10 protein-coding genes are annotated in these 14,138 nt (G+C 65.6%); 4 read left to right on the forward strand and 6 right to left on the reverse strand.

The genetic code is table 11. The features are described 5' to 3' along the window. Window positions 1-1,475 (forward strand): protein kinase domain-containing protein (locus RKP46_RS01940; RefSeq protein WP_311105066.1); only part of this gene is annotated, 1,475 nt, incomplete at its 5' end. A gap of 32 nt (window positions 1,476-1,507) precedes the next feature. On the opposite strand, the gene RKP46_RS01945 is transcribed toward RKP46_RS01940, so the two are convergent. Both RKP46_RS01945 and RKP46_RS01950 read right to left on the reverse strand, forming a co-directional pair. After that, window positions 1,508-2,062, reverse strand: coding sequence for an OmpA family protein (locus RKP46_RS01945; RefSeq protein ID WP_311105067.1), 555 nt, complete (start codon window positions 2,060-2,062; stop codon window positions 1,508-1,510). A gap of 200 nt (window positions 2,063-2,262) precedes the next feature. Beyond that, a complete protein-coding gene (locus tag RKP46_RS01950) occupies window positions 2,263-4,857 on the reverse strand; it encodes a CHAT domain-containing tetratricopeptide repeat protein (RefSeq protein ID WP_311105068.1) in 2,595 nt (864 codons plus the stop codon). A gap of 145 nt (window positions 4,858-5,002) precedes the next feature. Between RKP46_RS01950 and RKP46_RS01955 the strand changes: the two genes are divergently transcribed. Both RKP46_RS01955 and RKP46_RS01960 read left to right on the forward strand, forming a co-directional pair. Next, entirely contained in the window at window positions 5,003-5,701 is a 699-nt protein-coding gene (locus RKP46_RS01955) for a thioredoxin domain-containing protein (RefSeq protein ID WP_311105069.1), read from the forward strand. 2 nt (window positions 5,702-5,703) lie between these two features. Next, window positions 5,704-6,024 (forward strand): hypothetical protein, encoded by a 321-nt coding sequence (locus RKP46_RS01960; protein WP_311105070.1) that lies wholly within the window; start codon window positions 5,704-5,706, stop codon window positions 6,022-6,024. Between the two features lie 56 nt (window positions 6,025-6,080). Here RKP46_RS01960 and RKP46_RS01965 read toward each other — a convergent pair whose 3' ends face one another. Genes RKP46_RS01965 through RKP46_RS01975 form a run of 3 tightly spaced genes read right to left on the reverse strand, consistent with a single transcriptional unit; the run spans window position 6,081 to window position 10,280 of the window. Continuing rightward, window positions 6,081-7,298 (reverse strand): multifunctional CCA addition/repair protein, encoded by a 1,218-nt coding sequence (locus tag RKP46_RS01965; protein ID WP_311105071.1) that lies wholly within the window; start codon window positions 7,296-7,298, stop codon window positions 6,081-6,083. Between the two features lie 32 nt (window positions 7,299-7,330). After that, window positions 7,331-8,296 (reverse strand): complex I NDUFA9 subunit family protein, encoded by a 966-nt coding sequence (locus tag RKP46_RS01970; RefSeq protein ID WP_311105072.1) that lies wholly within the window; start codon window positions 8,294-8,296, stop codon window positions 7,331-7,333. Window positions 8,297-8,336: 40 nt separating this feature from the next. After that, window positions 8,337-10,280 (reverse strand): transglycosylase SLT domain-containing protein, encoded by a 1,944-nt coding sequence (locus RKP46_RS01975; RefSeq protein WP_311105073.1) that lies wholly within the window; start codon window positions 10,278-10,280, stop codon window positions 8,337-8,339. 44 nt (window positions 10,281-10,324) lie between these two features. Here RKP46_RS01975 and RKP46_RS01980 point away from each other — a divergent pair, with 44 nt between their 5' ends. Continuing rightward, the gene (locus RKP46_RS01980) at window positions 10,325-11,026 is read left to right on the forward strand and encodes a 5-formyltetrahydrofolate cyclo-ligase (protein ID WP_311105074.1); all 702 of its coding nucleotides are present in this window, start codon (window positions 10,325-10,327) and stop codon (window positions 11,024-11,026) included. Here RKP46_RS01980 and RKP46_RS01985 read toward each other — a convergent pair. Beyond that, window positions 10,957-14,061: an EAL domain-containing protein gene (locus tag RKP46_RS01985; RefSeq protein WP_311105075.1), complete on the reverse strand. Its 3,105-nt coding sequence runs from the start codon at window positions 14,059-14,061 to the stop codon at window positions 10,957-10,959. The two genes, RKP46_RS01980 and RKP46_RS01985, sit on opposite strands and share 70 nt — an antisense overlap. Window positions 14,062-14,138 lie beyond the last annotated feature (77 nt).

Here is a 14,138-nt window from a genome sequence, read left to right on the forward strand (position 1 = left end):
ACGGCACAGCCTACATGGTGATGCCGTTCTACGAAGGGATCACGCTCAAGCAGGCTTTGCAGAAGATGCCGCAAGCACCGAGCGAAGACTGGCTGCGCGCGATCATCAATCCGCTGCTCGACGCACTCGAAGTCATTCACCGCGACAATTGCTTCCACCGCGACATCGCCCCGGACAATATCCTGCTGCTTGCCGACGGCCGTCCGCTGTTGCTGGATTTCGGCGCAGCGCGGCGGGTCATCAGTGACCGCACGCAAGCGCTGACAGTCATTCTGAAGCCGGGCTACGCGCCGCTCGAACAGTACGCCGAAGTACCGCAGGTCAAACAGGGCGCCTGGACCGACATCTACGCGATGGCGGCCGTCGTCTACAACGCGATCACCGGGCGGCCGCCGATGCCCTCGGTCGCCCGTTCGATGAACGATACGATGCCGCCGCTGAGCAAGGTGGCGGCCGGTCGCTACAGTGCCGGCTTCCTCGCCGCGATCGACCGCGCACTGGCCGTCAAGCCGGGCGATCGCCCGCAGACGATCGGCGAATGGCGAACGCTCCTGGGGCAGAAGGATGCCGCAGCGACGCCTGCCCAGCCCTCGCCGCCAACCCCGGAAGCCGGCCGGGAAGCCACGCCGGCAACCGCGAAGAAGCCGACAGCACTGCTTGCCGGCTTGGCAGGCGCTGCGCTGCTGGTCAGCGCGGGGGCGTACTACGCGCTGCGCCCGCATTCGTCGACGCCAGTCGCCCCAACCCCGTCGCCGGTCGCGCCTACGCCAGCCGCCTCGGCGACGGCGGCTCAGCCAGCGACCAGTCCGGCCGGCAGCTCACCGACGCGCGCCGACGAGCCGACACCGTCTGAGCCGACGAAAGTGGCGACGGCAGGCGGCCAGGGCGTCACTGAGAAGGAACTGGTCGATCTGCTGCTGGGCAAGAACGGCGCTGCCGGACGTGGCGGCAAAGCCTTTGATCCGGTCGACATGCTGGAAGAGATTCACCGGCAGCGCGATGCCGAGCACCTGGTCACCGTTCTGCCCGAAAAGGCGAAGGTGAGGATCGGTCAGGACAAGCTGCGCTTCCGGGTGACTTCGCTCAAACCCGGTTACCTTTACATCCTGATGGTGGGAACCGATCGCAGTCACTTCAATCTGCTCTTCCCGAACGCGATCGATGCCGACAACGCGATCGCCGGCGACGGTGAGCTCAACCTGCCTCGTTCGGGCTGGGCAATGACCGCTGCCGGACCCGCCGGGACCAACCGTTTCGTCGCCTTCGTCTCGGAGAACCGACGCGACTTCACCGCCGCCGGACTGAAGAAGATCGATCCGTTTGCCGAGTTTCCGCTCAAACAGGCGGCCAAGATCGCCGCCGAGGCTCCGCCCGGCGCGGGCAATCCGTTTGCCGGCAAGGTGATCTGTCCCACCAGCCAGAAGTGCTCGTCGCGCTACGGCGCTGCCGTCTTCACCATCGAAGAAATCGACTGACCCGCCCGCGCGCGCCGTACCGGGTGCGTGCGCTAATTATCCAGGCGCTTGATGGTTACGCGGCGGTTTTCCGGTGCTTCCGGACGCGCCGGGTTGAGCAGTTGCGTCGGCCCCTTGCCGACCGGCGTCAGGCGGCCGCGCTGGATCTGGTGATTCTCGGCGAGATAACCGACGACGCTTTCGGCACGCGACTGCGACAGGCGCATGTTGTACGCCTCGCCACCGCGCGGATCGGAGTGCCCTTCGATGGCAAAGCGGTAGGAAGACAATTTTTCCGAACTCAAGGCGCGACCGACGACGTCCAGCGACTGCTTGCCGGCCGGCGTCAGGCCGGCCGAGTTCGTCTCGAAGGTGATCAACAGGGAAGCTGCTGCCGGTTTGGCCGACGCTTGCGCACTCTCCTCGCGCGTCACGTTGATCGACCGCGTCCGCCGCTTGACGGGGGCTCCCGCTTCCTCCGGAGCGAGCAGTTCGACGAGTGCCTTTTCATTGATCTCGTCCGGCTTCAGCAGACGTTCGGTCTGTCCAAGTGCGACCACCGGCAACAGCGTGCCCAGCGCCAAAGCGAGAACTTCACGGTATTTCATCTCCATTCCTCCCAGTGCAAACCACTCGATACACGTTCCGACCGCGGCCAACCCACTTCAGTTTCAACGCCCGCACCAGAGTTGGCACGCTTGCCTTGAGGCGGTCGGCCGGCCGGCCAAGGAAGTGCCAAGCATACGCTGTTCGCCAGTCTCGGGGGAGAGAAAATCTCGCGCTTGGCGCGCCTGGCGCCGATCTGGCGTCAGCGCCCCTCGCCGACGAGAACGAACGGCGCCCAATACACCGGATGGTGATAGCGCTCGTCGTTCATCACCTGCACGATCGCTTTCTGCAGCGCCCTGATCCTGCCCTGTTGCGGCTCGGCCGCCAGCGCGCGGAAAGCGCCGGTGGTGATCAGGACGGTAGACTCGGAGACGACCGCCCAGTGCGAGACGAGCAGATTGCGCGCACCGGCGTGAAAGAATGACTTGGCGAGGCCGGAGAGCCCTTCTGCCCCTGGCGCACCGTCAGCCGCCGCCGTATTGCACGCTGAAAGCAGAACCCAATCGGCGTTCAGCCGCAGGCTGGCGATTTCGTTGGCCGACAGCAAACCATCGTCGAGCTCGCTGGCCACTTCTGGCGGGGTCATCACCAGCGCCGGCTCGCCGAAGTCCACGAAGTCGCTGGCCATCGCCCCATGCGTCGCGAAGAGGACGTTTCGATAAGGCAACAGATCGATGCCTTTTACCTTGCTTTCGCGGGTTTCCTCGCGCAGGAAGATGCGCCCGCCGCCCAGCGCGGCAGCCACTGCCCGCGCTTCGTCGGCGGTTTCCGGCAAGGGCGCCAGTGCCCGTATCCTGGCCGGGTCGGCGACGCGACGCTCTCCCCACAGGCCGCGGTTGAGCGGTCGGCGGGTGGCGCGCGTCGCCCCTGGGCCGGGTGCTCCGAGCGCCGGGTCGGCAAACGCCAGCAAGGGCTCGGGCGCTGGAGCGGGTACGCTCTGTGTACGGGCAAGCGCCAGCGCGCTGACCGAAGGCAGGGTAGCCAAGGCGTGCTGTCGCCCGACCCAGGGCAGGTGCAACCAGTCGGCGTGGCTGCGCGCTGGCGGACTGGGCGTTTTCAGCAGCAAGCTGAGCGGCAGGCTTTCCAGCGGGCCGTCCGGCAGGACGAACCAGGTGCTCTTCTCGGCCAGAACGTCGGCGGCGGGCGCGATGATCTGCTGGTAGAGTTGACTCGCCTCCGCGAAGGCAAAGGTTGCCTGTTCGTCGCTTTCCGGGTCGACCGTGGACCGAATGCGGCGAACCAGACCGTCGAGGCCCGACCGACCGATCGGCAAAGCGAGAAAGCGCAGCTCGCTGCGCGTCGCGACGACGAGAAACGTCTGCTGTTCGCCAACCAGGAAAGCGAGCAGCGCCTCATCATCACGCAGCAGTGCGGGCAAGGCCTCGGCGGCAACGACGCGTCCCGAAACGAGCTCGTGGTAGCGTGGATGCGCCTGCGCCAGTTGCTCCTGCATCCGCTCGAGCGTCGCACGCTCGCTCGCCAGTTGATTGCGCAGTGCAAGCTGCCGGTCGCCGAGCGAGCGCGGGTCCTGCAACTGCTGCAGAAGCTCTCGCTCCTTCTGCTGGTAGCGCGACATCTGGGCGCGAATGTCGCGCGTCCGCTGGCCAAGGTCGCCCGGCGCCCCGACGCCAGCCGCGGAGTCGGCGAAGACGCGCGCCAATTCGCCGTGTTTGCTTGCCTGGATCAACTGGAAAGCTTCGCCAGCGCGCCGCCGCGGGTCCTTTTCGGCCTTCGCCAGCAGGCTCAGGTGGGTGACAAAACCCTCCCGCCACTCGCGTCGCTCCTGCGCCAGGGCGCTTGCCGCCGAAGTTCCGGCGCCGGCCGCCAGATTTGCCGTGATGCTGGAAGTACCCGTTCGAGCAGCCGCCAGGCCGGCTTCCGCGTTGCCCTGCCGCTCGAGCAGGAGGGCCAGCGCAAGCAGCGTGCGTGCAGTGTCACGATGCTGCTCGCCAAGCAGTGCCCGGCGCCGCGCTTCGGCCTCGCGCAAACGGCGGCCGGCGCTCTCGAGCTCGCCGGCCTGCAGTTCGATGGTCCCCAGATTGTGCTGCAAGGAGGCGGTCAGCAGCGCGCTGCTGCCCGCGTCGAGGGCCTGCAGCGCCTCGATCAGGCGCTGACGCGCTTCCGGCACGCGACCCAGACGGTAGAGCAGCGTGCCCAGGTTGTTGGCGAGTTGCGCCCGGGCAAGCGGGGAATCCGCCGGTAGATATTGCTCGGCACGTTGATACAGTTCAAGCGCCCGGGCTGAATCGCCGCGGCGGTCGACCAGACCGGCAAGATTCAACAAGAGGGCAAAGCGTGCCTGCGTCTGCGCGCCCGGTAGCGAATCGCGCAATTTCATCGCGGTGAGGTAGTTGCGCTCGGCCCCGGGAAGGTCGCCGCGCAGATCGAGCACCGTGCCCAGGTTATTGTGCAAGGTTGCCTTTTCTTCGGCGAGCTGGCCGGGAATGCGATCGATCACCTCGATTGCCTGGCGCAGCGCCCTTTCTGCCTGAGCCAGGTCGCCCGCCTCGTGTTCGATGCGGGCGAGTAGCGCCAGGCTGCTCACCAGCCGGTCGGCATTCTCGTACTCGGCGAGCCGGGCGGCCTGCGTCGTCGCCTGACGTGCCGCGGCGAGATCCTCCCGAACAAGGGAGACCGACGCCTTTTCCATCAACTCGTCCCAGCGGTCACTCTCCTGGGCAACAGCGCGGCCCGGGAAAGACAGCCCGTTACTCAGGCAGAGGGCGCCGCAGGCAATCAGCGAGGCGACAGGCCGACTGCGCAGGCCAGCGAACCACCACGTCAGGCCGCACACGGTACGCGCCAGGGCACGCCGAAACAGCCGTGGGAAAACTGCGTTCAAAGCATTTGTCATTTTCCGGCCGGCCTCCGAAAAGACTCGCAAAGCGAAAAAAACTGATTATAATTTTTTTGTCACCTTTTCATTTTGGACGAGGCCGATGAATACCCGAAAGCACTCGGTGAGTAGTGCAGGACACTGGTTGGCGGGTGCTGTGGCCGCCCTGACGGCCACCCTGGCGGCGGCCCAGCCGGCGCCCGCAGCGGCCAAGCTCCCGACCGATCTGGTGGAGCTGGTCGCGACCTTCAACGACGAAGCCATCCCGTTCAACGACCAGTTGGTCGTTCTCGGCAAGGCCGACGCGAAGGTCACAGCGGTGCTGGTCTATGGTTTGTCCGGCGACACTTCCTATCTGATGGATAGAATTTTTGCCCGCCTCAAGGAGAAGTACGTCGATACCGGCAAGCTGCGCCTGATCGTCTACGACTTTCCGCTGACTTGGCACGACATGCAGGCACTGGCCGGCTTTCGCTGCCTGCCCGCCGAACAGCATCTGGCCGCCATGCAGGCCGCTGTGCGCTATCCGTCGTTGGCCGACGGGATGAAACGGGGTTCGTACATGGCAACGCCGGCGCGCGTCTGGAGCGTGTTGAAGGATTTCGACATCACACCTGAGAAAGCTGAAAAGTGCATGCGCAATACGGCGATCATCGGGCATATCGAGGCGCTGCGCCGGACTGCGACGAATACCTGGGGCGTCACGCGCGCGCCCAGTCTGATTGTCAATGACCGAGTAATCGCCAGCCCATCCTCGCTGCGGCTGATCGAGGATGTGTTGAATAGTGCGCTGAAGGAATGAAGATGACCATGAAAAGTCGGCTTGCGCTCACCCTGCTGCTCGCGGGCTTGCTTGCAACGCCTTTTGCGCTGGCCCAGAACAGCGGTTCGGATGGACACAGCGGATCTTCTGCGAGTGGCGACGGCGCCGGTTCCTCGGGCGGTGACGGCGCTCCAGGTTCGTCCGACTCATCGGTCAGCGCTACCGAGGGCGCCAGCGGTGACGGCGGCGCCGGCGAGGGCAACAGGCCGATCGAAAGGATCAATCGGCACGCCATCAAGAGCATGGTGCTCGTCAGGCAACTTCTGGCGCAAGCGAACGTGGCGCTGCCCGGCGCGCGCTGACCTTGGGCGCCGCCTCCGGACGCTGACCGTACAGGCGTCCTTTCCGCTGCCGCCGGTCACTCGCCGGCGAACCTCACCTTGACTGCCGCGACGCGTGCCTGGTGCAGGCGCTGGGCAAGCGCTTGCGGCTGATTGCAGGCGGCGGCGATGGCCGCCGCGTCGACGCTGCGCATCGCATGGCGCGCCTGGCGGAGAAGTTCCGCTGCCGGATAGGGCACCTCGCGCCAACCCAGACGGCCGTGGAAGTCGCAGATGCAGGCTTCGAGCAGTTGCTCGAAGCGTTCCGGCCGGCGCAAGGCGTCGGTCGTTTCGAGCAGGCGAACGATGCTCGCCGCAGTCATTTCTCCGGCGCGGTGAATCGTACCGTGGTGGCGAGCGACGAGCAGAGCCAGATCGCGGCAGTCGGCCGGCACCTTCAAGCGGCGGCAGACGGCATGGACCAGGTCCGCGCTGCGCGCCTCGTGCCCCGGATGGCGGGGCAGGTCGCTTTCCGGTGTCGTCCCCTTGCCCAGATCATGCAGCAGCGCGGCAAAGCGCACCGGCAAGCCGGCGCGACGCTCGGCTGCACGATCCACGACCATCATGACGTGCTTGCCGGTATCGATCTCCGGGTGGTAGTCGGCGCGCTGCGGAACGCCAAACAGGCGATCGACTTCCGGCAACAGGCGCGCCAGCGCACCGCACTGACGCAGAACGTCGAACATGCGCGAGGGCTTCGTCTCCAGCAGGCCCTTGGCCAGCTCCTGCCAGACGCGCTCGGCGACCAGATGGTCGACCTCGCCCTGGTCGACCATGCTGCGCATCAGGTCGAGCGTTGCCGGCGCGACGCTGAAGTCGGCAAAGCGGGCTGCGAAGCGAGCGAGGCGCAGAACGCGTACCGGGTCTTCGACGAAGGCCGGCCCGACATGGCGCAGAACGCGCGCGGCGAGATCCTCGCGCCCGCCGTAGGGATCGATCAGCTGGCCGTCAGCGGCGCGTGCGATCGCATTGATCGTCAGATCGCGACGCGCCAGATCTTCCGCCAGGCTGACCTCGCGCGAGGCATCAACGGTGAACCCCTTGTAGCCTCGGCCGGCCTTTCGCTCGCTGCGGGCGAGCGCGTACTCCTCGCGTGTCGTCGGGTGCAGAAAGACCGGGAAATCCTTGCCCACCGGCTTGAAGCCCAGCGCCAGAAGTTCCTCGACCGATGCTCCGACGACGACATGGTCGCGGTCCTGCACGGGCTGCCCGAGCAGTTCGTCACGGACAGCGCCGCCGACCACGAAGACCTGCATGCTATGCGCTGCCGACCGTCGTGGCGAATCGCTCAGCGCCCGGCCCGATAGCGGTAACGGTCAAGGCGAAACTGTTCGATCTCGTCGGGCGAGAGGTAGCTGGGAGCGACCGCTTCGAGTGAGGTCGGTTGCCATCCCGGAAAGTTGTGCTCGCCATCGCTGACGCTATCGACCTCCATCGACCGCAGGTTGTCGGGCGAAAGCGGCGGGTTGGGCAGCAGCCACATCAGGCCGGCTTGCAGATAGGCCCAGCCACCTGTTCCCAGGTCGATGATCCGGCGTTGCTTGCCAACCAGTTGCGCGGTGTAATCGACCAGTTCGCGCAGGGTGTAGACCCGTGGCCCAGCCAGGTCGTAGGTTTGTCCGAAAGTCGCGCCCTGGGTCAGGCAGTCGGCGAAAGCCTGCGCCACGTCGCCGACGAAAACCGGCTGGAAGCACGCTTCGCCGCCCGCCAGCGGCAGGATCGGCAAGACCCTGAGCAATTTGCCAAACATGTTGAGAAAGGCATCGCCCGGACCGAAGATCACCGATGGGCGGAAGACGGTCACATCCAGATCACCCATGGCTGCCTTGACCAGCGCTTCGCCATCGCCCTTGGAACGGAGATACTCGGACGGCGCGTTGCCTGCTGCCTTGAGCGCGCTCATGTGCACCAGACGGCGAACGCCGGTCGCCTGCATCGCAGCGATGATCTTGCCGGGCAGTTCGACATGCGCGGCGGCAAATCCCTTGCCGTATGGGAGTCGCGAGTCTCCGTCGTGGAGGATTCCGACCAGGTTGATCACCGCATCCTGGCCCCCCATCAATTGGCAAAGCGTCGGCGCGTCGTGCACGTTCGCCTCGACCATGCTGACCATGGGGACGGTCGTCAAGCGCTTGGTGTTCTCGCGACGCCGGGTCGGGATCGTCACCCGGACACCGCGTCCCGAAAGACAGTTGGCGATCCATCCGCCGACAAAGCCGCTGCCGCCGATCAACAGCACGTTTTCCAGTTCCATAGCCTCCTACCGCTCGCTCAAGTGTCGGAAAAATACCATTTTACGGCAATTCTTCAGCCTCCGTCTCGCTGCCGCTGCGCGGCGGGACGACGCCCAGTCGCCCTTTGATGTTTTGCGGCTTGCCGTCGAACAAGGCCGAGTAATAAACCGCGTTGCTCATCACCTTCTTGACGTAGTCGCGCGTCTCGCTGAACGGTATCGTCTCGGCGTAGATGGCGCCTTCCAGAGGCCGCTCAGCGCGCCAGCGACGGGCGCGCCCGGGTCCGGCGTTGTAGGCCGCCGAGGCGACGACCGGTTGATTGTCCAGACTGTCGAGAACGAGCCGCATGTACGTCGTGCCCAGCAGCACGTTGGTCTCGGTATCGTTGACCCTGGATGGACTGAAGTCTTTCAGGCCAATCTTGTTGGCGACCCATTTTGCCGTCGCGGGCATCAGTTGCATGAGCCCGGAAGCGCCGACCGAAGAGCGTGCGCTGCTGACGAAACGGCTCTCCTGCCGCATCAAGCCGTAGACCCAGGCATCGTCAAGCGCCTGATTACGCGCCGCCGGTCGCACCTGCTCGGAAAATGGGCTGAGATAGCGCAGCGTGAAGTCGTGTTCCTCGCGCGTGCGATCAGCGGCAGCAATTGCCCGATCGTAAATTCCGGCACGCCTGGCAAGCTCCGAGGCCGCGAGAAGTTCGCGGTCGCTCATCTCGCGCAGCGCCCAGTTCCATTCGCGCACACCTTCCGTACGCAGGTTGAGGCGGAAGAAGGCGAGCGCGCGCTGCACGCCGACGTTGGTCTTCAGTCTGGTCAGTTCCTCCGCGGTCGGCGGTGTGGCTCGAACGGGTGCGCTCGTCGGCCGACCCAGTTCATCGTTGGCCAGATTGCCGTAGAAGTCGTGTCGTCCGGCGATCTTTGCAAAAAGCGCGTTGGCTTCTTCGAGGCGTCCGCCGGCACGATAGGCGCGCCCGAGCCAGTAGACCCAGGCCGGCTGGGCGGCCAGCGGCGCCGGCATGCGCTCGATCGTCAGCCGGACGCTGGCCCAGTCGTGCGCGCGCAATGCCGCCCGCACTTTCCACTGCGCCGCCTCGTCGGACAGGGGAGCGTCGCCCGCCTGGCGGTACCAGTCCAAGGCTTCAGGCCAATGGCGCTGAGCCGCCTGCCAGCCGACCTGACTCCACGCCCAGCCTTTTTCGCGTGCGCCAAGCGATCCGGCCAGCCGGCTCAACTGTTCGGCCGCCACGCGGGGATCATTGCGCGCGACGCGCTGGATGGCCAGCGCGGCCAACTCGCGCTGCATGCGGCTGGCCGCGAAGTCACTCGGCAAGCGGCTCAGCCAGGGCATCGGCGTCTCGGCGACGGCCTGCGCCAGCTTCTTGTCGGGTGTCTGGCTCGCCGGAAGATAGTTCATGCTGAACAGAGCAGCAGCGATCTTGTTGGCCTCGAACTGGTTGCGAATGCGCTGCCAGACCGAATCGGCGAGGACGCGCTTGTCGACGATCAAGGCTTCGAGCACCGGATAGCAGGACTCGGGCGGCTCGAGCAGCGTCAGCCAGAGCGGCAGCGCGTCGTCGGCGGCACGCTTGTCGCCCTGCGCCCGCCGGCTCTGCAGGGCATAGCAGGCGAGTTCCTGGTCGGCTTGCGCGAGACGCGCGTACTCGCCGTCGAAGTTGGCCCATTGCTGTTTCTTGCCCTGCTGACGCAGCCAATCGGCGCGCAGCTTCTCGGCAACGTAGGTCGTCTCGTGACGAGCGAGGAAGGCACTGACGCTACTGAGGTCGGCGTCCTTCAGGTCGAGCAGGAGACGCCAGTAATCGACATAGGCAGCGAGGTCATGGTCCTCAAGGGCAGGCGCCAGACGCTCGAGTCTTGCCTTGTCGGCACTCCGCGCGGCCTCGCGCGCAGCGAGAAACTGCTCGTCCGAGGGCACGCCGAAAGCCAGTGTAGCGACCCCGAAGAATGCCCAGTGGAAAAGCAGGATCGTTCGACAAAACTTCATGTTATGCTGGATTTCTGGAAATTGACGCAGGTGGACGATAGCACATGCAGGAGAGCCTGACGGCGGAATTCGGCGCCTCGCCACCGACAGACGGAGCCGTTGACGAATGTCGTCGGCTGCGACGACGCGAGCTCCTCGCTGCTCGCCGGGCTCTGCCGGCGAGCGAGTGGGCCCGCCTTTCACAACTGATCCGCACGCATTTGCGACAGAGCTTTCCCGATCTGCGCACAATGCGCGTCGGCTTCTGCTGGCCGGTGCACAATGAACCTGACCTGCGACCGCTGCTCGCCGAATGGTGCTCTGCTGCCGATCCCGGGTTTCGCGCTCTGCTCCCGGTGGCCCTTGCCGGACGACGCACGCTGGTCTTTCGCGCCTGGCAACCGGATACGCTGCTGCGTCCCGACCGTTACGGAATTCCAGCGCCGCCCACCGGCGATTTCGTCTTGCCACAAGCGCTGCTCATTCCGCTCGTCGGTTTCGATGCAGCCGGCTACCGCCTCGGTTACGGCGGTGGGCACTTCGACTCGACGCTGGCAACGATGTCACCGCGTCCGCTGGCGATCGGCGTCGGCTTCGAACTCGCCCGGGTCGACTCGATATTCCCCGCCACGCATGATCAGCCGCTCGACGCCATCGTCAGCGAAGCCGGCGTCTTTCCGGGCAGACGCGAGGACACTCAGGGCGCCGGATGGGAGCGCACGAAGGCGGCCAGATCGTCAGCCGGCATCGGTTTGGCCAGCCAGTAGCCCTGGATCTCGTCGCAGGCAAAAGCGCCCAACTGCTCTGCCTGCTCGACGGTTTCGACGCCCTCGGCGATAGCGCACAGCTTCAGGCTGTGCGCCATCTGGATGATCGCGCGAACGATCGCGGCATCGTCGGCGTCGCGCACCACATCGCGCACGAAGGGCTGGGCGACCTTCAGCTTGTCGACCGCGAAGCGTTTGAGGTAGGCCAGACTGGAGTATCCGGTACCGAAGTCGTCGACCGACAGTCGGACACCGATCGCTTTCAGGCGACGCGCCGTGTCGAGCGCCGCTTCGCTGTCCTGGATCAGTATTGACTCGGTGAGTTCGAGTTCGAGCCACTGCGCATCGAGGTCGGCGAGGACCAGCGCATTGATCACCGTATCGACCAGATCGCTGCGGCGATACTGCATCGCCGACAGGTTGACGGCGACGGTGAACGGCGGCAGACCGGCGTCCTGCCAGGCGCGCGCCTGCCGACAGGCTTCGCCGATAACCCAGTTGCCAATCGGCACAATCAACCCTGTTTCCTCGGCGATCGGAATGAAGCGACCAGGCCCGACGATGCCGCGCTCGGGGCTGCACCAGCGCACCAGTGCTTCGACACCGCAGATCTCGCCGCTTTCCAGCCTGATCTGGGGCTGATAGTGGAGAATGAACTCCTTGCGTTCGATCGCTTGCCGCAGGTCGGTCTCGAGCTTCATGTGCTCGACCACCTGCACGTTCATCTGTTCGGTGAAGAAGCGGTGCGCGCTACGCCCGGCCTGTTTGGCGTGATACATCGCCGTGTCGGCTTTCTGCGTCAGATCGTCGAAGTTGTCGCCATCGTCGGGAAACATCGCGATGCCGATCGAAAACGAGGTCGACAAGGCGTGCGTGTCGATCAGGAAAGGCTCGGACATTCGGCGATGGATCTTGTCGGCCAGGCGCGATACAGCGTCGCCGTCGCGCGCGTCCCTGAGCAGGATGATGAACTCGTCGCCGCCCTGCCGGCTGATCGTGTCCGATTGGCGCACGCACGATCGCAAGCGCTCGACGATCGCCCTGAGCAACTTGTCGCCGGTGGGATGACCGAGCGAGTCGTTGATCGTCTTGAAGCGGTCCAGATCGAGAAACATCAAGGCCAGGCGGCTATGCGTGCGCTTCGCCGCGGCCATTGCCTGTTCGACCCGGTCGCGCAGCAGGATGCGATTGGGCAGTTCGGTCAGCGCGTCGTGGTGAGCCAGAAATTCCACCCGTTGCTGCGCCGCCTTGCGCTCGGTAATGTCGGTAAGAGTGACCACCGCCGCAGTGCGCGGCGTAGCCTCGCTCGAGGCCAGCGGCGAGGCGTTGATCAGGATCCAGCGCAGGCTGCCATCGGACGAACGTAAACCCATGACCACGCCGCGCACATCGCGCCCTTCGCGCATGGCGACGAGCCACGGCCGTTCCTCCTGAGGAAAAGCTGACCCGTCCTCGCGCAGCTTCTCGCCGCCCCATTCGTCCGCCGCTTCACCCTGCAGCCGGGTTTGCGCCTTGGCAAAAATCTCTTCTGCGGCAGGATTGGCAAAGATCAGGCTGCCGTCGTCGGCGCAGACCATCAGACCCTCGGCCATCACCGAAACGACGCTGCGAAAGCGGCTTTCGCTTTCATGCAGGCGATCGATCATCTGGCGCAGTTCGGTGATGTCTTCCTTGATCGCCAGGTAGTTTGCCGTCTTTCCCAAAGCGTCCTGAATCGGCGCGATCATCGCACGTTCCAGATAGCGTGTGCCGTCGCGTCGCCGGTTCTCGAACTCGCCGCGCCAGACCTGGCCGCTCTTGATCGTCGTCCACAGGTCGGCGTAGGTTGTCGCGTCAGTTCGCCCTGACTTCAGAATGCGCGGGTTACGGCCGAGCACCTCGGCTTTGGTATAGCCGGTGGTGTGCACGAAGCGTTCATTGACGTACTCGATTCTTCCCTGCAGGTCGGTAATGATGATCGTTGCCGGATTCTGCTCGACGGCGAGAGAAAGCTTGCGCGTCCATGCCTCGGCCGTGCGTCGCTCGCCCAGCTCACGCAGAAGCCGGCTGGCCAGGGTGCGCCGCTTGAGCAGCAGGCTGATCTGAATCAGCAGCAGGAGTGCCAGCAGGCCGCCGACAAGCGGCGCATGGCGTATCGCCAGTGACGCGTGGTCGGCGCGCCAGACGTCGGTGGCCTCGACGATGATCGACCAGCGTCGCCCGCCGAGCACCAGGTCGGATTCGTAGCTGTACGCGGTGCTGGCAGAGGGATCGGCCGCGCCGTCGCCAGCCGGCCAGGCGTAGATGAGGCCCTGTTCTGGCGGCAGGCTCTGGTCGAGCAGGCGCACACGCAAACCGGCTTCGTCGGCGCGCAAGCTGGCCTGTTCGAAGGCCTGCACCGGGCTGACGATCGCCATGAGCAGGCCGTGGGTGGTCGAACGCCGTGCCTCGACCGTCGCGGCCGCACCTTCCGGACGATAGACGGGGACGACCACGGCAAGGGCACCCCCTGGCCAGCGCGCAGCGATCGCCGGGGTCAATCGGCAGAAGGCGAGTAGCCCGGAATCGATCGCCTGGCCGAGCAACGCCGGATGCTCGACAAGGGCTTCGCCTGATTGGTCGACCGCCCATCGGTTGGCTCCCTGCGGAACCAGATAGGAAAGCGGAAAACGAGGAGCAGACGTTTTTCCCGGGTCGCGTGCGCGCTGCTCGGCACTGGCGGCGGGCAACCAGGCGAGCAGGTGGGTGGTCGCCTCATCGACCAGAAGCAGGCGTTCGGCAAACGCCTGAAAGGACTCGGCGCTCGGCGACTGATCTGCGGCGAACAGGCGCTGTGCCGGGACAAGCTGGTCGACCTGAGCACGCAGCTGCCGACTGAGGTGTGCTGCGCGGTGCGTCGCCGCCGCCCGAAAGCGCTCGGCGACGAGTTCGTCGTCGGCGTCGTAGAGCAGTTTGCCGATCGATCCAACGAGCAGCAGCAGGGCAAGGCCAACGCCAGCGAGAAGCGTTCCCCCGGCGCCGATTGATCGGCTGCGAATGCGTGAAATCAGGGCCATCGCCCTCTACCGGTTGTTCTCGGATGCGCGGATCTGCCGCACACGCGGGCGTGTCGAGCGCTGCCGGCCGGGCTGGG

Source organism: Accumulibacter sp. (assembly GCF_031732815.1).
GTDB lineage: Bacteria > Pseudomonadota > Gammaproteobacteria > Burkholderiales > Rhodocyclaceae > Accumulibacter.

Coding starts and splice junctions, on each gene's coding strand:
- RKP46_RS01985 (WP_311105075.1), bottom strand. CDS start 14,061: ATGGCCCTGATTTCACGCATTCGCAGCCGATCAATCGGCGCCGGGGGA.
- RKP46_RS01980 (WP_311105074.1), top strand. CDS start 10,325: ATGCAGGAGAGCCTGACGGCGGAATTCGGCGCCTCGCCACCGACAGAC.
- RKP46_RS01960 (WP_311105070.1), top strand. CDS start 5,704: ATGACCATGAAAAGTCGGCTTGCGCTCACCCTGCTGCTCGCGGGCTTG.
- RKP46_RS01975 (WP_311105073.1), bottom strand. CDS start 10,280: ATGAAGTTTTGTCGAACGATCCTGCTTTTCCACTGGGCATTCTTCGGG.
- RKP46_RS01955 (WP_311105069.1), top strand. CDS start 5,003: ATGAATACCCGAAAGCACTCGGTGAGTAGTGCAGGACACTGGTTGGCG.
- RKP46_RS01965 (WP_311105071.1), bottom strand. CDS start 7,298: ATGCAGGTCTTCGTGGTCGGCGGCGCTGTCCGTGACGAACTGCTCGGG.
- RKP46_RS01970 (WP_311105072.1), bottom strand. CDS start 8,296: ATGGAACTGGAAAACGTGCTGTTGATCGGCGGCAGCGGCTTTGTCGGC.
- RKP46_RS01945 (WP_311105067.1), bottom strand. CDS start 2,062: ATGAAATACCGTGAAGTTCTCGCTTTGGCGCTGGGCACGCTGTTGCCG.